The 19,255-nt window shown below is 46.6% G+C and carries 21 protein-coding genes; 15 read left to right on the top strand and 6 right to left on the bottom strand.

Features of this window, described 5'->3' with window-relative positions; all coding sequences use genetic code 11:
• Positions 1–17 precede the first annotated feature (17 nt).
• From L0U89_RS01065 to L0U89_RS01040, 6 genes are all read left to right on the top strand, one after another.
• Positions 18–608 carry a DNA-3-methyladenine glycosylase I gene (locus L0U89_RS01065; RefSeq protein ID WP_234860112.1) on the top strand — a complete coding sequence of 197 codons (591 nt, stop codon included), beginning with the start codon at positions 18–20 and terminating at the stop codon, positions 606–608.
• Between the two features lie 137 nt (positions 609–745).
• Positions 746–940 carry a hypothetical protein gene (locus L0U89_RS01060; protein WP_234859823.1) on the top strand — a complete coding sequence of 65 codons (195 nt, stop codon included), beginning with the start codon at positions 746–748 and terminating at the stop codon, positions 938–940.
• A gap of 95 nt (positions 941–1,035) precedes the next feature.
• Entirely contained in the window at positions 1,036–1,581 is a 546-nt protein-coding gene (locus L0U89_RS01055; RefSeq protein WP_234859822.1) for a hypothetical protein, read from the top strand.
• Between the two features lie 214 nt (positions 1,582–1,795).
• Complete coding sequence (locus L0U89_RS01050) at positions 1,796–2,716, top strand: transporter family protein (protein ID WP_234859821.1); 921 nt, start codon at positions 1,796–1,798, stop codon at positions 2,714–2,716.
• Between the two features lie 11 nt (positions 2,717–2,727).
• On the top strand, positions 2,728–4,269 hold the full coding sequence (locus tag L0U89_RS01045; protein ID WP_234859820.1) for a vanadium-dependent haloperoxidase: 1,542 nt from the start codon (positions 2,728–2,730) through the stop codon (positions 4,267–4,269).
• Positions 4,270–4,293: 24 nt separating this feature from the next.
• Positions 4,294–5,421: a DUF3179 domain-containing (seleno)protein gene (locus L0U89_RS01040; protein WP_234859819.1), complete on the top strand. Its 1,128-nt coding sequence runs from the start codon at positions 4,294–4,296 to the stop codon at positions 5,419–5,421.
• 34 nt (positions 5,422–5,455) lie between these two features.
• Here L0U89_RS01040 and L0U89_RS01035 read toward each other — a convergent pair whose 3' ends face one another.
• The gene (locus tag L0U89_RS01035; protein WP_234859818.1) at positions 5,456–7,087 is read right to left on the bottom strand and encodes a carbon starvation CstA family protein; all 1,632 of its coding nucleotides are present in this window, start codon (positions 7,085–7,087) and stop codon (positions 5,456–5,458) included.
• A gap of 228 nt (positions 7,088–7,315) precedes the next feature.
• Between L0U89_RS01035 and accD the strand changes: the two genes are divergently transcribed.
• The 7 genes from accD to L0U89_RS20575 all read left to right on the top strand — a co-directional run bounded on the left by accD (position 7,316) and on the right by L0U89_RS20575 (position 14,656).
• Positions 7,316–8,158 (top strand): acetyl-CoA carboxylase, carboxyltransferase subunit beta, encoded by an 843-nt coding sequence (gene accD, locus L0U89_RS01030; protein ID WP_234859817.1) that lies wholly within the window; start codon positions 7,316–7,318, stop codon positions 8,156–8,158.
• A gap of 137 nt (positions 8,159–8,295) precedes the next feature.
• A complete protein-coding gene (gene nqrF / locus L0U89_RS01025) occupies positions 8,296–9,597 on the top strand; it encodes an NADH:ubiquinone reductase (Na(+)-transporting) subunit F (protein ID WP_008624570.1) in 1,302 nt (433 codons plus the stop codon).
• A gap of 91 nt (positions 9,598–9,688) precedes the next feature.
• A complete protein-coding gene (locus L0U89_RS01020; protein WP_234859816.1) occupies positions 9,689–10,840 on the top strand; it encodes a formimidoylglutamase in 1,152 nt (383 codons plus the stop codon).
• Positions 10,841–11,074 (top strand): cytochrome b5 domain-containing protein, encoded by a 234-nt coding sequence (locus tag L0U89_RS01015; RefSeq protein WP_008624574.1) that lies wholly within the window; start codon positions 10,841–10,843, stop codon positions 11,072–11,074.
• Positions 11,071–11,913 (top strand): N-acetylglucosamine kinase, encoded by an 843-nt coding sequence (locus tag L0U89_RS01010; protein WP_234859815.1) that lies wholly within the window; start codon positions 11,071–11,073, stop codon positions 11,911–11,913. The genes L0U89_RS01015 and L0U89_RS01010 overlap by 4 nt, the downstream gene beginning before the upstream one ends.
• Positions 11,910–12,725: an N-acetylmuramic acid 6-phosphate etherase gene (gene murQ, locus L0U89_RS01005; RefSeq protein WP_234859814.1), complete on the top strand. Its 816-nt coding sequence runs from the start codon at positions 11,910–11,912 to the stop codon at positions 12,723–12,725. Before L0U89_RS01010 ends, murQ begins: the two co-directional genes overlap by 4 nt.
• A 92-nt stretch (positions 12,726–12,817) precedes the next feature.
• On the top strand, positions 12,818–14,656 hold the full coding sequence (locus tag L0U89_RS20575) for a pseudouridine synthase (protein WP_369413231.1): 1,839 nt from the start codon (positions 12,818–12,820) through the stop codon (positions 14,654–14,656).
• Positions 14,657–14,716: 60 nt separating this feature from the next.
• On the opposite strand, the gene L0U89_RS00995 is transcribed toward L0U89_RS20575, so the two are convergent.
• From L0U89_RS00995 to L0U89_RS00975, 5 genes are all read right to left on the bottom strand, one after another.
• Positions 14,717–15,307 (bottom strand): hypothetical protein, encoded by a 591-nt coding sequence (locus L0U89_RS00995; RefSeq protein ID WP_234859813.1) that lies wholly within the window; start codon positions 15,305–15,307, stop codon positions 14,717–14,719.
• A gap of 428 nt (positions 15,308–15,735) precedes the next feature.
• Complete coding sequence (locus L0U89_RS00990) at positions 15,736–16,215, bottom strand: DUF4252 domain-containing protein (protein ID WP_234859812.1); 480 nt, start codon at positions 16,213–16,215, stop codon at positions 15,736–15,738.
• A gap of 15 nt (positions 16,216–16,230) precedes the next feature.
• The gene (locus L0U89_RS00985; RefSeq protein WP_008624593.1) at positions 16,231–16,761 is read right to left on the bottom strand and encodes a DUF4252 domain-containing protein; all 531 of its coding nucleotides are present in this window, start codon (positions 16,759–16,761) and stop codon (positions 16,231–16,233) included.
• Entirely contained in the window at positions 16,758–17,195 is a 438-nt protein-coding gene (locus L0U89_RS00980; protein WP_234859811.1) for a hypothetical protein, read from the bottom strand. The genes L0U89_RS00985 and L0U89_RS00980 overlap by 4 nt, the downstream gene beginning before the upstream one ends.
• The gene (locus tag L0U89_RS00975) at positions 17,185–17,673 is read right to left on the bottom strand and encodes a GFO_1088 family ECF-type sigma factor (protein WP_234859810.1); all 489 of its coding nucleotides are present in this window, start codon (positions 17,671–17,673) and stop codon (positions 17,185–17,187) included. The genes L0U89_RS00980 and L0U89_RS00975 overlap by 11 nt, the downstream gene beginning before the upstream one ends.
• A 320-nt stretch (positions 17,674–17,993) precedes the next feature.
• Here L0U89_RS00975 and L0U89_RS00970 point away from each other — a divergent pair, with 320 nt between their 5' ends.
• Together L0U89_RS00970 and L0U89_RS00965 are read left to right on the top strand one after the other, a co-directional pair.
• Entirely contained in the window at positions 17,994–18,575 is a 582-nt protein-coding gene (locus L0U89_RS00970) for a hypothetical protein (RefSeq protein WP_234859809.1), read from the top strand.
• A gap of 128 nt (positions 18,576–18,703) precedes the next feature.
• A complete protein-coding gene (locus L0U89_RS00965; RefSeq protein WP_234859808.1) occupies positions 18,704–19,252 on the top strand; it encodes a tetratricopeptide repeat protein in 549 nt (182 codons plus the stop codon).
• Positions 19,253–19,255: the final 3 nt, after the last annotated feature.

The following is a 19,255-nucleotide window of genomic DNA, read 5'->3' as shown; positions in this document are numbered from 1 at the left end:
ACAATCCAAAAATCATGATGCATACACACGATGCTTTCCGCTGCCCTTGGTGCCGAGGTTTTGAAGCATATGTCCAATACCATGACGAAGAGTGGGGAGTTCCCGTATGGGAGGATGGAAAGCAGTTTGAGTTTTTGGTTTTGGAAAGCGCGCAGGCGGGCCTGAGTTGGTCGACGATATTGAAGAAAAGAGAGGGTTACCGTGATGCCTTTGCCAACTTTGACTATAAGATTGTAGCTGATTTTCCCGAAGGCTACGTACTCGAACTGCTACAGAATCCAGCCATCATTAGAAACGGCGCAAAGATCCGCTCTGCCATCCACAATGCGCGCTTGTTTATGGATGTACAGGCCAAACATGGGAGTTTTGTCAACTACATTTGGGATTTTGTGGGAGGACAGCCGATTCAGAACTCGTGGAGTGAATTATCAGAAGTGCCTGCCACTACGCCAATTTCCGATCGCCTTGCAAAGGATCTCAAGCAAAAAGGATTCAAATTCCTCGGTAGCACAGTGATGTATGCCCACATGCAGGCCACCGGCTTGGTCAATGACCATTTGGTCGGATGCTTCCGGCACGAGCAAGTCAGGCAATTGACGCAAAAATAATCGAGATTCCCCAGGAGTTTCGTTAAGGCCAACCTGTTGACCTTCTCTCAGGGATCTTTTCAACATCTATCTCAAACTATGAGCTTTCGATACATCAGCAGTTTGCTGGATAGCCTTTCTTTTAAAATTTCATCGGCATGTTACATGCGCTAGTAGCCTTATTCCAGGGAATGTTTTTACTCTCCGGTGCCTTAATGCTGCTCGGGCTAATTAGGCCGGTTTGGGTGCTGTGGTTTTTAGATCGCTGCAACCGCTTGATCGTGATTAGAATCTATGGCGGGATTGGTTTGGCGTTTTTTATCCTGTGGAAAACCTGTAGCCTACTGCTCTAATCCCTCCAAAAACTATCCGGTTTCGAAAGAAATTTTCTAACACTTTGACTTAGCAGTTGATTTTCTTTACATTTCGAAAAAGTGTCAACCGAACTTTGAGGAAACCAATCGCCATATTGCTGCTTTGCTGCTTTGCATTGTACCATTTTGGGTACTATGTGGCGTATTTTTCTTTTCGCCTTCAGGTTGAAAAACACTGGGTTGACAAAATTTACAGTGACAGCTCAGCCGCCTTGGAAGAGAAAATGATGGAGATACCGCTTTCCATTCCTTACATGGTCTCAGAGGAGGAATTTCGGGTAGCCAATACGAGTTTCGAAAAAGATGGGCAGTTTTTCCGTATCATCAAACAACGCTACGTCAATGATACACTTCAGGTGGTCTATGTCCCTGATACCGCAAAACGGACCATGAACGAGACTATCAAGTTATGGGTCACATCCTTGGTCCATGATGATTTGCCAGATGGTGCTAACAACACGCTGCTCTCCAAAATCTTTGTGAAAGACTACACCCAACCGGTCAATGACTTTCAATTCAGGTCTTTCATTCCGGTCCAAAAGCATTACATAGGGTTTATTTTTTTACCTTTTGATCAATTGACCATCAACATCCATACACCACCCCCAGAGTTGGGTTGATCTTTTTTTGGGGCTTCATTTCATTTCCGAATCAATTCTGATTAGGTTCCTGTTGGCTGTTATCAACAGTGTTTGCTGGATCTACCAGGACACAGTCTTTGCTGTCGAAGGATTCAATCTCCATTCGCGATTTGGATTCTCGAGACGTTATGTAGCCTTCCCACGCCTCGGCCTTGGGATTTAGGTATTACTCATTCAACCCAACTTAATTACAATGGAAAAAATATTTCGCCTTGCTGCCCTCTTGGCAGTATGGATAAGTTTATCCCTGCATTCCTTTGCCCAAACTCCATGGGACGAGGTCATGATGGGGAAAGGAGAAATTTGCGCGGCTTTGATATATGAACATTCCTCTTGGGACCAGTACTGGGAAGGGACGTATCTCCGCCAAAACGCCAATATCGGTACTTTTACCCGACAGATGGGAATGCCCATGATCGCCATGGGCGTATCAAAGAAGGTAAACATCATCGCAAGCCTACCCTTCGTCCACACAAAGGCCTCTGGTGGCACACAGGCAGGTCAGTCCGGACTACAGGATTTGAGCATTTCGGCCAAGGTTGACTGGCTCCAAAAGCAAGTTGGTCCTGGTAGGTTGCTGTTCCTCACCAATGCCCATTTTTCCACGCCAATAGGTAATTACCTCTCGGATTATATGCCTTTCAGCATCGGTGTCGGTGCCCCCGAGCTTGGTTTGCGTGGAATCGGAGGATACAAAATGGACAACGGTTTGGTATTCCGCGCGGCGCTCGCCTACATCTGGCGGGGACAGACAGAAATCGAGCGGGATTATTACTATGAAAATGGCAGCGTCTACTCCGCGTTTATGAATGTGCCCAACGTGCTCAATTTTCACGGAGCGATCGGCTACTGGGCCTTTGACAACAGACTGAGGGTCGAGGCAACCTATCAGAATTTCAACTGCCTGACAGGTGATGACATCCGTGCCTACAATCGGCCGCAGCCGACCAACAAGATGGATTTCGGTCAGGTCGGTGCTTGGGTACAATATTTTGTCAAAGCGGACCGGGGACTTGGAGCATTGGCCTATTTCAACCAAACTGTCAGTGGAAGAAATGTCGGCAAAGCCACCACGATCGGTCTCGGCCTCACTTACCAATTCAAAGTCTATTGATTCCCATTGCCATGAAAAAAATCTACAACAATTATATAAAGCTGTTTTTACTGGTCTTGATCGCAAGCTCCTGTATCGAAGAAACCCCGAATTACTATGAATTTGAGGGTTATGATTTCTCCAATTTGGATCCAAACGGTGGAACTTGGAAAACAATCCTTGTGACTTCACCGACACAAATAACGGTACCAGCGCCAAACGCGACCAGTTCGGCGCAATACCAAGCCGAACTATCGGAGATGAAGCAAAAAATGTCTAGCCTAACGCCCGATGAGCAGGCAGCGGTGAAGTATTGGACCAACAATCCGGTCCTTAGGTGGAACGAAATCGCCCTGGAACTGGCAGCAAAGTACAACCTGATTCCTGGACCAAATGCGGATGGCACCTACACACTCCCCAATCCAGCAAATCCCCAGGGACCTCCTGCATTTCCGTTTGCCCACCCCCCTTATACCAGCAGGGTGCTCGCTTACTTGAGTGTGGCGCAGTTTGATGCATTGGTGGTTGCTTGGCATTACAAATATGAGTTCAACCGGCCGACACCTTACCAGGTGGATACGGCTATAGAACCAGCTTATGCAAAAAGTCAGCTTCCCTCCTATCCATCGGATGGTGCAACACTCGCCTTGGTTTCAAAAGAGATCTTGGTTGCCATGTTTCCCTTGGAGACCATTTACCTGGAAAGGAAATACCAGGAACACATCGCCAGTTTGATGCACGCCGGCATCAACGTCCAAAGTGATATCGCGGCTGGGGTTACAATTGCCACGGAAGTAGTCAAATTGGCTAAACAGCGTGCGTCAACTGATGGCATGGCAAAAGCCCAAACGCCAAAACCCGTTTCTGATTCCATTGCAAACGCTGCATTTGAGCGCTTTGGATGGAAATGGCAAAACATGGAAACTCCCCAAAGGCCGGTCGGATTGACGCCCCTGTTTGGAAAAGTCAAAATGTGGAATGTGCCAACTGTGGAGGAAGTAAGGCCAGGGCCTCCACCAGCACCGGGTTCCGCCGATTTCAACCGGGACGCCGAGGAACTCAAGAAATTCGCTTCCCACATGACCATCCAACAGCGGAAGATTGCCAATTGGTGGGAGGATGGCTTGGGCTCCTACACACCGCCGGGGCATTGGAACAAGTTTGCAAAAGAGGCTATCGTGCGACATAAGCTGAATCCCCTACGTTCGGCAAGGGTTTTCGCCTATATGAACACCGCCATCATGGATGCGGGCGTTGCCTGTTGGGATACCAAGTACTATTACCATTATCCACGACCAATTGAGACTATTCCAGGATTCAAGACGATTCTGGGAACACCTAATTTCCCGGCCTACACTTCTGGACACAGCACATTCTCGGCAGCTGGAGCGGAAGTACTTGCCTACTTCTTCCCAAGTGAGGCAGCACAGTTTAGGGCTTGGGCGGAAGAAGCGGCTGTTTCAAGGCTTTATGGCGGGATCCACTACCGATTTGACGCGGAAGTGGGAACCACGCAAGGCAGAAATGTAGGTAGCTATGCAGTAAACAGGGCTAAAGCCGACGGCGCACAGTAAGTGGCAAAATATTTCTTCATAGGATTGATTGGACTGGCTTTGCTGGAGATAGCAAGAGTGTACCTCATCATGCCAATGCCGGGGAGTCAACATTGGGATTCCTTGGCATTGGCCTACTTTCTCCATTCGTACCGATGGGTGGGACGAATCGTTTTCCTTGGATTCATCCTGCTTGGTGCAAAGCCGGCGTTTTCTTCTTCCAAATGGCCTTCTTTGATTTTGTCTTTGGTCGTCCTTGGGGTTGTGTACCTGTTCAACTTCCGCATGACAGCGGAGAGGATGTTTCTGGAACCCAGCCAACTCAATTTCCTTTCCCTAAACTCAAAATCCCTCTCCGACAGCAGCTTGGTGATTGCAGTCGCCCATGGGGGAGAAGCGAAGGCATATCCCATCCGCTTTATTGCTTATCACCATCAAGTGCGGGACCAGATTGCAGGGAAGGAGATCATGGTCACCTACTGCAGTGTTTGTCGGACAGGACGGGTTTTTGACCCGACTGTCGATGGACATCCGGAAACCTTTAGACTAGTCGGAATGGACCATTTCAACGCAATGTTTGAAGACAGTCGTACGGGTTCTTGGTGGCAGCAAGCCAATGGGGAAGCAATTGCAGGCCCATCCAAGGGTTCCCAATTGCCAGAGCTAGACTCCTATCAACTTACTTTGGGGAAGTTCTTTGAGCTTTTTCCGCAAGGGAAAGTGATGGATGCCGACCCAAGTTTTCTATCGAAATATGACAGTCTTGGCAAGTATGAGTTTGGAAAAAGCAAAAGCAAACTCACGGGAACAGATAGTCTATCTTGGAAAGAAAAGTCTTGGGTGGTAGGCATCAGGGTACGGGAAAAATCCAAAGCCTATGACTGGAATGACCTGAAGTCTATCGGAACCATTCTCGATGTAGTCGCTGGACAACCCGTGGCGTTAATCCTATCTGAAGACCAACAAAGCTTCAAGGCTTTCCTAAGAACCGATGTGACTCAATCCATTGAAAGACTACCGGGAGACTTCCTGTCGGTCGGAAAGGACACGCTTGACTTTCGAGGCGCCAGCATCCATACTGGCGAGCAGGTCCTTTATCCCATCTACGCCTACCAAGAATTTTGGCACAGCTGGAGGACCTTCAATCCACAAACAGAAATATATGTTCCTTGAATTTAAAAAAGCTTGACTACATGTTGAGCTTTTTTCAAACCCTTACTGGGCTTTCGATTTCCTTTTTCAAGCTCTTTGACGCCAATACAATCAATGCAATCGAAAGTGCAAAAAGCAGCGCCGCAATTATAGAGAGTACATACACCTCCTGCTGAAAGTTTTTCCAAGCAAAAAGTCCCAGCGAACTCAATGTAACGGCAAACATGAAGAACATGGGGATCGTCACGAAGGTGTTTTTGATATTTTGTTTGCTCAACCAAACCGCGATCGCCAGCAAGGCCAAGGCCGCCAACAACTGATTCGCCGATCCAAATATGGGCCATAAGGTCGCAAAGCTTCCGGAAGCCAAAAGCAAGATCGAAAGAATGACAACCACCGTGGTAGATACATACCTATTTTGGGAAATCTTGATCCCAACGGGGCTCTTTACATCCTCAAAATATTCCTGCAAAGTAAACCTTGCCAAACGCGTGCAGGTATCCAAAGTCGTCAGCGCAAAAGCGGAAACCGTCAGTGCGACAAAGCCAACGGCGAATTGTTCCGAAATACCGGTTGAGGCAATCATATTGCCCAAGCCTGTGGAAAATAACGCCACGGGCCCCTCGACCGATAACCTGCTCACATATTCAGACCTTGTCAAAATAACCACTGCGCCGACTGAAATGATGGCCAAGAAAGATTCTATAAGCATTCCCCCAAATCCCACAATTTTTGCATCGCCCTCCTTGTCCAATTGCTTCGAAGTTGTACCTGAGGCCACCAGGGAATGAAATCCGGATATCGCACCACAGGCGATGGTCACGAACAATACCGGAAACAGGTATCCCAAATTCTCAGCACTGATATGGACAGTGGTTTCCATTTTGATTTCTGGGTTGGAAATGAAAATACCGACTACCGCAAAAATGATCAGACCATACAATAGGAAGCTGTTGAGGTAGTCCCTGGGCTGAAGCAAAAACGAAACCGGCGTCACGGATGCAAAAAACGCATAGCCCAACAACAGGTACACCCAAACTTGGTAATCCAAGGCGAAAGGAAGTTGCATACCGAGGTAAACGAAATAGTACATCAGTACAACTCCAACAACGGAATTGATCACAAAGGCTGTTTTGTTGCTGCCGGTAATCTTGCTTACAAAGCCAAATGCGATTGCCAAAAACATGAATAATATCGAGGCAGATGCCACGCCCGCGTTGGTCACAAAAGTCTTGGCGATAATGTCTGTGAAGACACCGATCACCAGTATTAGCGTGGAAAAGCTAAAAAGAATAAACAACTGCTTTCCCCGGTAGCCGATATTTCTTTGGATAATGACCCCGATGGACTTCCCTTGGTTTCTCAACGAAGCCGCCATACTGCCCAAGTCATGCACCGCGCCGAAGAATATACCCCCGACCAAAATCCATATTACCGCCGGAATCCACCCAAACGTCACTGCAATGATTGGCCCCACGATCGGACCGGCGCCCGCTATAGATGCAAAGTGATGGCCAAGCACAACGATGGGCCTGCTTGGAACATAATCCACCCCATCCGAAAACTCATGCGAAGGCGCTTTTCTGGCATTGTTGAGGCCAAACCTTTTGTAGACGAGATTGCCGTAGCTGAAATAAGCGCCAATCAGGATGATACCAGCAAGTATAAGTAGCGTAGTTAATGCCATGCCATTGGATATTTTGGAACCTGAATTTCCTGCTAATCTTCCAATTTGCAAATGAATATTTCAAGAATCCCCGAAATGTAGGAATAATGGATGTAGCCCAGCGCAAAACTCGACTTTTGGGCTCAGCTCGAGCACTCGGCCGCAAGTTTACCCTCAGATTTTATTTAATGGAGAATACCTCTAAATTTGTACACCCCGAAAGAAACCTTTCAGCAAAAACAACTTACTATGGCTTGGTTCAAAAGGACTGATAAAGGAATCAAAACCTCCACGCAGGAAAAAAAGGATACCCCGGATGGGCTTTGGTTCAAGACACCACAAGGAAACATCATCCATACCCGCGAACTCAAAAACAACGCCTTTGTATGTCCAGACGATGACTATCATGTCAAAATCGGGTCCAAGGAATATTTCGAATTACTTTTTGACGATAATCAATTTGAGGAATTGGATGCCAACGTGAAGTCTGGTGACCCCTTGAATTTTTACGATACCAAATCCTATAAAAGCAGAATTGCTGATACCATCAAGAAAACTGAACTCAACGATGCGGTAAGAACAGCGGTTGGGAAAATGAACAAGATCGATTTGGTGGTGGCCTGTATGGATTTCAACTTTATCGGAGGATCGATGGGTTCTGTTGTTGGGGAAAAAATTGCCCGGGCGATCGACCATTCGCTAAAGTACAATATTCCCTTCCTGATGATTTCCAAGTCTGGGGGTGCGCGGATGATGGAGGCAGGATTCAGCTTGATGCAGATGGCCAAGACTTCTGCCAAGTTGGCGCTGTTGGATAAGGCGGGTATTCCTTATATATCCTTACTCACAGATCCTACGACTGGGGGAGTCACTGCCTCCTATGCCATGTTGGGCGATTTCAACATTGCTGAACCAGGATCGTTGATCGGGTTTGCGGGGCCACGGGTAATACGTGAAACAATTGGCAAAGACCTGCCCAAGGGCTTCCAAAGTGCCGAGTTTGTGTTGGAACACGGTTTCCTTGATTTTATCATCGACAGACGTCAGTTGAAAAACAGATTGACGATACTGCTAAACCTTCTGAAGAATTAGAAGTTATCCTTTTCTATATACATCCACGCCCTTTGTCAAAATTCAAGTTTGCTTTGGCCGTTTGTATGGATTAATAAATATATTTGTGAGCCCAAGCGGGCACCTGTACCGAAAATCAAAAGTAAATTTATCATTAAATGGGTTCAGTAATTATTACATCGATAGTAGCGTTTACGGTGATTATCCTGCTACTCGTTTTTATCCTGTTGTTTGCCCAGTCCAAGTTGGTGGCTTCAGGTGATGTAAAAATCATCATCAACGGCGACGAAAGCAATCCAATTGTCACTTCTGCAGGATCATCCCTGCTGAGCACGCTTGGCAACAAAAAAATCTTCCTCCCTTCTGCATGTGGTGGTGGGGGTACCTGTGCCATGTGCAAGTGCGTAATCGAAGAAGGTGGCGGTGAAGTACTTCCGACCGAAGAAGGTCACTTGAGCCGGGCAGAAAAACAAGGGAATGTGAGACTATCCTGCCAGGTAAAAGTGAAGCAGGACATGAAGATCAGAATTCCTGAGGAAATCTTCGGTATCAAGAAATGGGAATGCGAAGTCGTTTCCAACTACAACGTTTCTACATTCATCAAGGAATTTAAGGTAAAACTCCCAGAAGGCGAGACTCTTCATTTCGAGTCCGGCGGCTATATCCAAATCGACGTTCCTGCCATCACGGTCAACTTCAAGGATATGGACATTACACCACATCCTGAGTTGGGACACCCTGCAGATGTTTATAAGAGTGATTGGGACAAGTTTGGCCTTTGGTCCTTAGTGATGAAAAATGACGAGGAGCTCTTCAGGGCTTACTCCATGGCAAACCACCCTGCGGAAGGAAACATCATCATGTTGACCATCAGAATTGCTACTCCGCCATGGGACAGAGCAAACAACAAGTGGATGGATGTAAATCCAGGCGTTTGTTCTTCCTACGTTTTCTCCCGAAAACCCGGCGACAAAGTAACCATTTCGGGTCCCTATGGTGAATTCCACATCAACCCAACACAGAGAGAAATGATCTACATCGGTGGTGGTGCCGGCATGGCTCCATTGAGATCACACATCTTCCACCTTTTCCATACAGAGAAATCCTCCAGAAAGGTCTCCTATTGGTATGGTGGTAGATCCAAAAAAGAACTCTTCTATGTGCCTCATTTCAGGAACATCGAAAAAGACTTCCCGAACTTCAAGTTCTACATCGGTTTGTCCGAGCCACTTCCTGAAGACAATTGGAAAATCAAGCAGTCATTGGACGGCGAAGGCGACGGCTACGTGGGCTTTATCCACCAGGTATTGTATGACAACTACTTGAAAAACCATCCCGAGCCAGACGAAATCGAGTACTACCTTTGCGGTCCTCCATTGATGAACGCGGCGGTTCTGAAGCTCCTTGATGATATGGGAATTCCAAAAGAAAACATCAGATTTGACGACTTCGGTGGTTGATCCACCCCAAAAAGAGTCCCGCCAACTGCGGGACTTTTTTATTTCCCTCTGGATTTTTTGACTATTTTTGGATAGCATTTGCCTATCCTCTATGAATATCAAATCCTATTTTGAGCCTGTCCCGGATTTTCTTTTTCAACAAACCTTCAGCCACAACTCATTTTTCAACTTTATCCACTACTATGGAGAGACATTCCCAGACTTGAAGGGCGTGCAGATTGCTCTGATCGGTTTGACAGAAACTAGGGGTATGAAGCAGCCGGAGAGCATGGAACGGGCTGCCTTGGAGATCAGGGAAAAACTCTACCACCTCAAGAAAGGGCACGGATTGTATAAGATCGTCGACCTAGGTAATCTCAAACGTGGCGAGAGCTATGAGGATTCCATTCGTTTGATTCAAGAGGTGGGTGAGGCCTTGCTGAAGAGGCAAATTCTTCCAATTTTCTTCGGTGGATCCCATGACCTTGACTTGGGGCAATACCTGGCCTACGAAAACATAGAGAAACTTGTATCCTTGGTTACTGTCGATGCTAAGATCGATATGGAAGAAGAAGGTCTGCCCTTTGAGAAACATTCCCAAGACATCATTCTCCATCAGCCAAATTTCCTTTTCAATTACAGCCATTTAGCCTATCAAAGCTTTCTCGTGGATAAAGACCTATTGGGGGCTTTGGAAAAGCTTTATTTCGAACACGTCAGGCTCGGACAGACCAAGGGCCATTTCAAGGAAATCGAGCCCATAGTCCGCAATGCCGATTTGATGAGTTTCGACGTGTGCGCTATCCAATCCTCGGATGCACCCGGTGCCGCAGATGCGCAGCCGTTTGGCTTGACTGGAGAGGAAGCTTGCCAGATTTGTAGGTTTGCCGGTTTGAATGAAAAACTGTCCTCGATGGGCATTTATGGCTATCAACCTTACTATGACGATAGCCGCAATAAGACCGCTTCCGTCATCGCAACGATGATCTGGTACTTCATCGAGGGATTCTATGATAGGAAGGATTCGCTATCATTCAAGGGGAGCGATTATGTCAAATATACCGTATCTTTGGACTCCAAACCCTCCATTTTGGTGTTTTACAAAAGCAAACGCAGCGAGAAATGGTGGATGGAAATCCCCAAACAGGATGCCGATAAGTTTGACCGGGCCAGCATTATTCCCTGCAGTTACCAGGATTATCAGATGGCCCAAGCAGGAGAGGTTCCCGATCGATGGATCAATGCCCAAATCAAGCTTTTGTAAATGAAACCCGTCACGAGGCAGCAGTTGGCCCTGAGAAATGGGCAGGACAAACCCGAGATCTGGATCGCCTACAAAGGGACCATCTACGACGTGACCAAGTCCCGACTCTGGAAAAACGGCAAGCATTATGAACATTGGGCAGGGCAAGACCTTACCGAGGAGCTGAAAGACGCTCCCCACACAGAAGAAGTTTTTAAAAGATTCAAAGCAATAGGCCACCTAATCGAACCATGATACTCATCGCAGACAGCGGAGCCAGCAAAACTGATTGGCGGATTCTTTCGGATAAAGGCGTTGTCGGACAGCATAGGGGAATTGGCTTTAACCCCAACTACCAGACCGCCGAGGAAATGTCCAATGAGTTGCAGGATGAATTCCTGCTCAAGGCCCAAGACGATATCGAAACGATCTATTTCTATGGTGCTGGCTGCACTTTCCCCAAAAACCGCTCTCAAGTTGAACATGCGCTTCGCAGGATTTTCAAAAGGGCTGAAATAAATGTCGACCATGATATGATGGCGGCTGCAAGGGCGACCTGCGGGCACCATGCTGGAATTGCCTGCATCTTGGGCACTGGTTCCAACAGCTGTGATTATGACGGTGAATACATCATAGCCAAGCGTCCGGCACCAGGTTATATTTTGGGCGATGAGGGAGGTGGCGCCTACATCGGACGGAAATTTCTGCAGGATTTTATCCATGAGGAAATGCCCAAGAAAATCCGGGAAAAGGTCCTCGAGAAGTTCCAGCTCGACAACCAGACAATCATCGAGCATGTCTACCAAAAGCCATTCCCGGGGCGTTACATGGCGAGCTTTTGCCGCTTTATTACCGAGCATATCAACGACCCCTATTGCTACATGCTTTATTACCAATCGTTTCAGGACTTTTTCAGAAAGCATGTCATGAAATATGACGACTATAAAAAGAAGGAAGTCAACTTCGTGGGCTCCATTGCCTTTTATAACAGTGACATCCTGAGAAATGCCTCCTACGATGTGGACATCCACGTAAATTTGATTATCGAAAGTCCCATCGAAGGGCTGACGCTTTACCACCAAGAATTATTATGAGCACTACCGAAAGTTCCTCACTCTACGACAACCTCGAAAAGATGGATGTCGGTACCCTTTTGCACCATATCAACGAGGAAGATAAGAAAGTCGCACATGCTGTCGAAGGGCAGCTAAAAGCAATCGAGACCTTGGTCTCCCACATCGTTCCAAGGATGGAAAAAGGTGGCAGACTCTTCTATATCGGCGCAGGTACAAGTGGAAGGCTAGGAATCCTGGATGCATCCGAATGCCCTCCCACCTATGGCGTCCCGTTCGACTGGGTGGTGGGCATTATCGCGGGTGGTGATCAGGCGATTCGGAAGGCAGTCGAAAATGCCGAAGACGACCCAAACCAAGCTTGGCAGGATATCCAGGCCTTTGGTTTTGATGAAAATGACACCGTAATCGGTATCGCAGCTTCAGGCACCACTCCCTATGTCATCGGCGGTGTAAAGGCGGCCAGGGAAGCAGGTCTCTTGACTGGTTGCATTACCTGCAATAGCAATACACCGCTTGCGGCAGCCGTGGAATATCCGATCGAGGTAGTGGTTGGGCCCGAATTTGTCACGGGAAGTACGCGGATGAAAGCAGGCACGGCCCAAAAACTCGTCCTGAACATGATCTCTACTACGACGATGATCAAGCTAGGTAGGGTAAAAGGAAATAAGATGGTGGACATGCAGCTGTCCAACGCGAAACTGGTAAAAAGGGGGACCAAGATGATCATGGAGGCCACAGGTTTGGATGCTGAGCATGCCAACTCCCTTTTGCTGGAACATGGCTCGGTACGAAAGGCGGTGGAAGCATATTCCAATACTTTCAAGGGCTGACATATTAATCCGAAACTTTGGGTAACTTTGCATCCCTTTTAAAATCAGGGAATTAAAAACAATACAGATACAGCAGCGATGCTGCAATTACAATGAGAAAAGACGATAGAAATTACGGTTCAAAAAAAGATTTTGGCTCGAAGGATTCAGGCAAAGGAAAATCCGACAAAAAGAAGGGATTTTCCAAGGATGATTCCTTTGGAAAGTCAAAATTCTCAGGGGGTAAGGGAGACAGCTGGTCAGATAAAAAATCAGGATTCGGCAAAGGCCGCACCGACTCGAAAGGCGGAGACAATGCGGAAAAATGGCTTTCAAAGTTTGAGGGCGGAGAAGGTAAAAAGCGGGATTGGGAAGACAAAAAGCCACGCTTTGGAAAAAGCGATGAAAGACCAAGTAGAGGTCGTGGAAGAGATGATTCGGGGGAAAAGCGGTTTTTCAAATCTGACGACCGCGAAGGCTCCAAGCGTACTTGGGAAGACAAAAAACCTAGATTCGGCAAAGACGAAGAAAGGCCAAACAAAGGCCGCAGCAGAGACGAATCGGGTGAAAAGAAATTTTCCAGATCCGATGATCGGGAAGGAAGAAAAAGGGATTGGGAAGACAAAAAGCCACGATTCCGAAAAGATGAAGAAAGACCGGCGAGAGGGCGAGGAAGAGAGGAAGGACCGGAGAAGAAGTCATTTAGGTCTGATAACCGCGAAAGCGGCAAGCGATCCTGGGAAGACAAAAAGGATTTTGACAAACCAAAATCCTACGGAAAGTCAGGAGATAGATACCGCGATTCTGGTGAGGGCGACCGTCCAAAACGGTATGAAGACAAGCCAAAGCCTGAATGGAAAGAGTCCCGCGGAGAGGATAGAACTGAGCGGAAAGGTAGTTTCGAAGAGAAACGCATCAAGCGGTTCTTCAAGGAAGATGAGGAACTTCCCAAAGAAAAACTGGCAAAGCCGGACTTCAGCAAGTTTGGCGCTGGAGATCAAGAAGACAAACCCCGAAAATTCCCCAAAGCAGACAAGGATGAGGCGGAAGAGGGAGATTTCAAAACTGTCTACCGAGGTAGAGGTAAGGATGAAAAGCCTGTGTATGCCAGAGTTCCAAAATCGGAAATAGAAGACCGAACAGAACGGTCTTCCAAAAAAGCATATTCAGCTGAAGCACCCGAAGAGCGGCCAACGTACAATTTGGAAAATCTTCAAAAGGGCAAAAAAGGCAAAGATGATGAGGTTTTCCGTCTCAACAAGTATATCTCCAATTCAGGGATCTGCTCCAGACGTGAAGCGGACGAACTGATCAAAAAGGGCGAGGTAATGGTAAACGGCGAAGTAGTAACTGAAATGGGCCATAAGGTGCTGCGTTCCGACAAGGTGACCTTCAGGGGAAAACTCATCCGTCCCGAAAAGCCTGTCTATATTCTCCTCAACAAACCCAAGGATTTTATCACCACAACGGATGATCCCATGGAGCGCAAAACGGTCATGCAATTGATCGAAAATGCTTGCGAAGAAAGGGTCTTCCCCGTAGGAAGACTAGATCGGAATACGACTGGCCTGTTGCTGTTTACCAACGATGGTGAACTGGCAGATAAGCTATCGCATCCATCAAATGAGGTAAAGAAGATTTACCAAGTAACCTTGGATAAACCGCTGAGCCACAAGCATGAGGAGGAAATCTTAGAAGGCTTCACCCTCGAAGATGGCCCTGTCAATGTCAACGACATGCAGGTGCTTTCAAAAGACCGGACCATCCTAGGCCTTGAAATCCACTTGGGCAGAAACCGGATTGTGAGAAGAATTTTTGCACATTTCGGATATGACGTCATAGCGCTTGACCGTGTCCTGTATGCGGGTCTGGACAAAAAGGACCTGCCACGTGGAAGGTATAGATTTCTGTCCGAACAGGAGGTAATTCGCCTCAAGTTCCTCAACAAATAGCAAAAGAAAAAGGCTGTTTCGAACCCGAAACAGCCTTCATTTTTTCCGCCCCTTGAGCAATTACTTCACAGCCAAGAGTTGCGTGAACCCTTCGTCTGTCTTCACAAAGAACTCAAGCTTCGCTCTTGGGCTTACGCCTTCCATTTTGTAGAGCTTCTGGAAGCCATTGACATCAGAAACGTGTTCCTCATGGATCAGTTTGTCGTTTTCGAAAACCAAAATCTCGAGGTTGACCGCTGACAACCCGTTGTACAACAATTTGAACTTGTTGTTTTCGACTTTCTCCACCATGGAGAATGCGATTGGCTTGCTTACAGGGGTGCCCATATCGAGCACATACTGATCGATCACTTGGTTGTTTTCAAGGATTTCGACTGCGTATTTGCCGGGAACAAGGTTGACAAAATCATAAGCCTTTGCAAATGGCTTGTCCGCGACAATCTTGTCCTTCTGTACCAAAAACTTGTTGGCATCGTAGATTTTCACGGTGACAGGTGCCACAGGATTCATACTGTAGATCAGTTGAACCTTGGTGTTGTCCACTTTTCTGACAGTAACACTCGCACGATCAGGATCGACAGAACCTGAGACATTTGCCATGGCGGTCGCCGACACGCCAAGGGCAAGGATAAAAGCTTGTAACTTTTTCATGGTAATAAATAGTTAATAGGTTTGAGAATTCTAACTTTTGCTAACCCCTGGGAAACTGAGTTTCCAAACAATCATCGGGGGGCTATTTGGGGGCGGATCAAGTGGGCCAGTCGATTGACTTCGGGACAAACATAGAATACGAGATTCTTTATTGCAAATATTTTAATGAAAATTAATATCTATTACAAATTATACAACAAAATAACTATTTTGATATCATATTTACATTTGTCAAATATTCTATCGGAATCGATCGCAAAGAACTGGATCATCTGATTTCGAGGGATCTGGCCAAATAATATTTTTTCTTGAATATCTTCTGGCTGTATTTGATCCTGCCTCCCAAAGTTCCGGAAAATAAAAAAAGGACCCGGCCTGAAGCCTGTCCTTTTCTTAAAAGTGGTAAGTTGGTTTAGGGAATATCTGCGTTACTTCAAACCCTTTCCGGCATCGGCCAAGGTTTTGGAATCAAAAGACCCGAGCAATTCGACGACGATCATATCGCCTTCTTTGTCATTGACCATTACAACGACATCGCTGATGACATTGTTGCCTTTGGTGAAAATCAATACGCTGTTGCCTTTGTCCCGCGTCTCCATCAGAAGTTCATAGCGCTCCTTTTCCAAGGATTTCTGAAGGGCTTTGAATTCGGTTTCTGCTGAGCCCACGTTCTCCGGAAGTTTGAAAAGCTTCACTTTTTCAAGGGATTTCACGATTCCCTCCATGTTTGCCTCGTCAAGCTTCACGTTGAAGCCCTCCGCAAAGTTCATAAAGTTGCCGCCGATGTCCATGTGGAAGAAATCATCGTTGGCTTTGTATTTTTGGTATAGTGCATCGACGCTTTTACTTTGGGCGAAGGCAAATTGTCCAACGAGGGACAGGCTGAGAATGAGGATGAGCTTTTTCATGGTATAGAGGTTGGTTTATTTTTTTCCTTTTTGGTATTCGTTCATGCCGGGCATATTGGTTTTTTCGGCGAGGATATTCAGGTCTTGGTAGGTAAAATTACCCAGCATGCTGAGGAGGGTGAAGCTCTCGCCCGAACCCGAAATCATGAGGAGCTCCTTGACCATGCCGTTTTCCTCCCGCACCATAAACTTCGTATTGGAGCCCTTGTCGGCCACGTCCATCAGGTCCTCGTATTTGTTTTTGGTTAGCGTACCCATGGCTTCGTTGTACAAGGATTTGCCGTTGCCACTTTCCGTGGAAAGGATTCTGATTCCTTTCACCTTGGATATCAGAACGCCTAGTTCCTCGGCTTCCTTGTCATTATCCGAGGTCGCGGCGGATTTGAGAAATCCCCCGGCCATCTGCATCATTTTGGGGCTGATGTAGACCCGCGAGAAGTTGTCGTCTTCCATGTATTTGGAAAAAAACTTCACGATCGCATCATCCTGTCCGTGGGCGGCACCCACCGAAAAGACAAACGCCAGTAAAATCAGGTACTTTTTCATGGGGTATCGGTTTTGGCAGGAATCTGGAAGATTTCCTGCGTGGTGTTGAGATGTTTCATTTCTTGCATGATCTGCATGGAGGAAGTCCCCTTCTGCATATTTTCCTGGATCAGGGCCAAGGCCTGCATGACCTGTTCATAGGCTTCACGCTCTGCCTTTTTGGTTTCATAGCGCAGATAGGCCGCCCCGGCCACGAGCAGGACAAGGAGTGAAGCGGCAATTTTCTTCCAATTGGCCCAGAGCCAAACTTCCTGCTTCGGCATCGTCATTTCGGAAGGTTTCATGGCCGCGATGGACTCGAGCCCGAGGAAGAATTTCTTCTCTTCTGCATAGCCCTCGGCCTTGCGGAGCAGCGTTTTGAGCTCAGCTTCTTCTGCCAAGTCGGTCTCCGCTTCCCAGTACTTTTCCAATAATTTTTCCAATCTATCGCTCATGTGCGTGTTGGTTCAAATAGTTTCTCAATGATTTCCTGGCCCTGTGGAGGTTGACTTTTACCTGCTCCATGGAAATCTCCAGGTACTCGGCGATCTCCTCGTAGGTAAGTCCCTCCACTTCCCGGAGTTGGAAGATCTCTCGTTGCTTTTCGGGTAGGGATTCCAAAAAGGCGAACACCTGCTTCACTTCCTCGGATCGCCCTTCTTCTCTGGTTTCGATCGCCTCGGGTTCCAGATTCCCAAGCGGTTCGATGCGCTGGGCTTTTCTGAAATGCTGCAGGCTCTCGTTTTTGAGACTCCGGACCAGCCAACCGGTCGGGTTTTCCATGTTTTGAAGCTGCTCTTGGTACCGCCACGATTTCTCGAAAACTGTCTGCAACAGGTCCTGTGCGACATCCCGGTCCTTGACCCAGAGGTACGCCATGCGGAACAGCTTGTTTTTGAGCGGCCAGATACTTGCTTCAAAAAATGTCTTCATTCGCGTAGATGATGCAGGGAAAATCGAAATGTTACAGCAAGTTGGGAAAAAAATGGAGGGAATTTGTGATTGGGGGATTGGTTGTTGGGTTATTGGTGATTCGTTATTGAGTTATTGGTTATTGGGCGAAGGCGTAGAATTGCTTGTTGGGGGCTCAGTTCGCGGGTTTGGTTACATTGCAACGCCTCGTAGGGAGATTTTATAAGGCGCAAAAACCCTGAACCAGTTGTAGGCAAAAAAGCAGGATAAATGATAGGAAATTCGTTCAACTAACTGGATATTTATATCTCGTTACTTGAGATACGGCAAGGTTTTTTCGCATGGACGTAGCCTACATTCTGAAAATCGATTTTCAATTGTTTTTCCTACTTTTTTTCGTGGGGATTTTTGCATTTCTCGTGCTTCTCGCACCCTATTTTCTCCTTTACCTGCTCCATGATTGGCTAAGATCAAAAGGCTTACGACATATTGGGCCGACACTGGCAATTGGCTACACCGTTTTCTTGCTCTATTCAGTTTACACAGCAATTTATCCTACAGACGATTATTTCTTTAATGAATTTGAACTTGTGACACTTAGAGAAACACCATTATCAGCCGTGGTAGTCAGAAAGGAAGCGTCATATCCCGACTTTCATGGAGATTATTGCTCGGCAGCTCTTTTGCTGCTAACTGAAGAAGATTACCGAAACCTATTGGATGATTTGGGTGATGACCAACGATTTTCAAAAATGGCAAAGGGTGATTACCTGGGTTCATTTGAATTTACAGCAGCAATGGACACGCTTAGTACTGACCAAATCGTACAAGGGTTTGTCCGCTATACATCGGGAGATGAAAATTTGTACATCGGATTCTTGGACGATGGAAAAACAGTCGTAATCAGCGTTTGTGTAACTTAGGTAGAAGCAACCCGGGGGCTTGGAAATTATTTATTTGACTATCAATTCGAAGCTTAAAAAATATGTATTTCCGCAAAACTGCCAGTAATTGCCGATAGGACTAGGGGTTGATCCACCACCGAAAAGAAATGAGAGTGATTCAATATATACGCAAGCTCAAAAAAGTCTACAAACACGGTCAAATCCTTAGGGTTGTCCAAAAACAATACGCATCCAAGGCCTATCTGAATTGCATTTCCAACTGCCATCTGATGATTGAATTGATAGAAAATGATTTTTTTGGATATTACTACCGAGGTCTATGCTATCTCAAGCTCAAATTCTTTCAGGAAGCTCTGTCTGACATGGAGACAGCCTATTGTAATCAGAAGAAAAACCGATTCCCCAAGCTCATGGAGGAATACAGCCGGGACGTTGAATTAAGAATCGCAAACATTTTTCGGCTTCAAAGGAAATACGGTTTGGCCATAGAAAAACTCAACGATCTACTAAGTAGAAATCCTGACTTTGTAAATGGATACATTGAAATGGTTGGCGTTTATATGGACATGGAAGATCCAGAATCTGCTCTTCAGGTAGTTAACCAAGGTCTTTTACAATACCCGAACAACCAGGATTTAAAGGATGCACAATCAAATTTGATTTATTATTCTACTTCAAAAAGACCTGCCCATTAGGAT

This window comes from Mariniradius sediminis (genome assembly GCF_021491425.1).
Classification (GTDB): Bacteria; Bacteroidota; Bacteroidia; order Cytophagales; family Cyclobacteriaceae; genus Mariniradius; species Mariniradius saccharolyticus.
Note: the sequence above shows the minus strand (reverse complement) of the source record. Positions and strands in the feature narration are given on the sequence as shown.

Bases quoted from the DNA above. Each gene is read 5' to 3' on its own strand.
- L0U89_RS00985 (WP_008624593.1), bottom strand. From the start codon at position 16,761: ATGAAAAAGTACCTGATTTTACTGGCGTTTGTCTTTTCGGTGGGTGCC.
- L0U89_RS00990 (WP_234859812.1), bottom strand. From the start codon at position 16,215: ATGAAAAAGCTCATCCTCATTCTCAGCCTGTCCCTCGTTGGACAATTT.
- L0U89_RS00965 (WP_234859808.1), top strand. From the start codon at position 18,704: ATGAGAGTGATTCAATATATACGCAAGCTCAAAAAAGTCTACAAACAC.
- accD (WP_234859817.1), top strand. From the start codon at position 7,316: ATGGCTTGGTTCAAAAGGACTGATAAAGGAATCAAAACCTCCACGCAG.
- L0U89_RS00970 (WP_234859809.1), top strand. From the start codon at position 17,994: ATGGACGTAGCCTACATTCTGAAAATCGATTTTCAATTGTTTTTCCTA.
- L0U89_RS00975 (WP_234859810.1), bottom strand. From the start codon at position 17,673: ATGAAGACATTTTTTGAAGCAAGTATCTGGCCGCTCAAAAACAAGCTG.
- L0U89_RS01035 (WP_234859818.1), bottom strand. From the start codon at position 7,087: ATGGCATTAACTACGCTACTTATACTTGCTGGTATCATCCTGATTGGC.
- L0U89_RS00995 (WP_234859813.1), bottom strand. From the start codon at position 15,307: ATGAAAAAGTTACAAGCTTTTATCCTTGCCCTTGGCGTGTCGGCGACC.
- L0U89_RS00980 (WP_234859811.1), bottom strand. From the start codon at position 17,195: ATGAGCGATAGATTGGAAAAATTATTGGAAAAGTACTGGGAAGCGGAG.
- L0U89_RS01065 (WP_234860112.1), top strand. From the start codon at position 18: ATGCATACACACGATGCTTTCCGCTGCCCTTGGTGCCGAGGTTTTGAA.
- L0U89_RS01010 (WP_234859815.1), top strand. From the start codon at position 11,071: ATGATACTCATCGCAGACAGCGGAGCCAGCAAAACTGATTGGCGGATT.
- L0U89_RS01015 (WP_008624574.1), top strand. From the start codon at position 10,841: ATGAAACCCGTCACGAGGCAGCAGTTGGCCCTGAGAAATGGGCAGGAC.
- L0U89_RS01050 (WP_234859821.1), top strand. From the start codon at position 1,796: ATGGAAAAAATATTTCGCCTTGCTGCCCTCTTGGCAGTATGGATAAGT.
- L0U89_RS01060 (WP_234859823.1), top strand. From the start codon at position 746: ATGTTACATGCGCTAGTAGCCTTATTCCAGGGAATGTTTTTACTCTCC.
- murQ (WP_234859814.1), top strand. From the start codon at position 11,910: ATGAGCACTACCGAAAGTTCCTCACTCTACGACAACCTCGAAAAGATG.
- L0U89_RS01045 (WP_234859820.1), top strand. From the start codon at position 2,728: ATGAAAAAAATCTACAACAATTATATAAAGCTGTTTTTACTGGTCTTG.
- L0U89_RS20575 (WP_369413231.1), top strand. From the start codon at position 12,818: ATGAGAAAAGACGATAGAAATTACGGTTCAAAAAAAGATTTTGGCTCG.
- nqrF (WP_008624570.1), top strand. From the start codon at position 8,296: ATGGGTTCAGTAATTATTACATCGATAGTAGCGTTTACGGTGATTATC.
- L0U89_RS01020 (WP_234859816.1), top strand. From the start codon at position 9,689: ATGAATATCAAATCCTATTTTGAGCCTGTCCCGGATTTTCTTTTTCAA.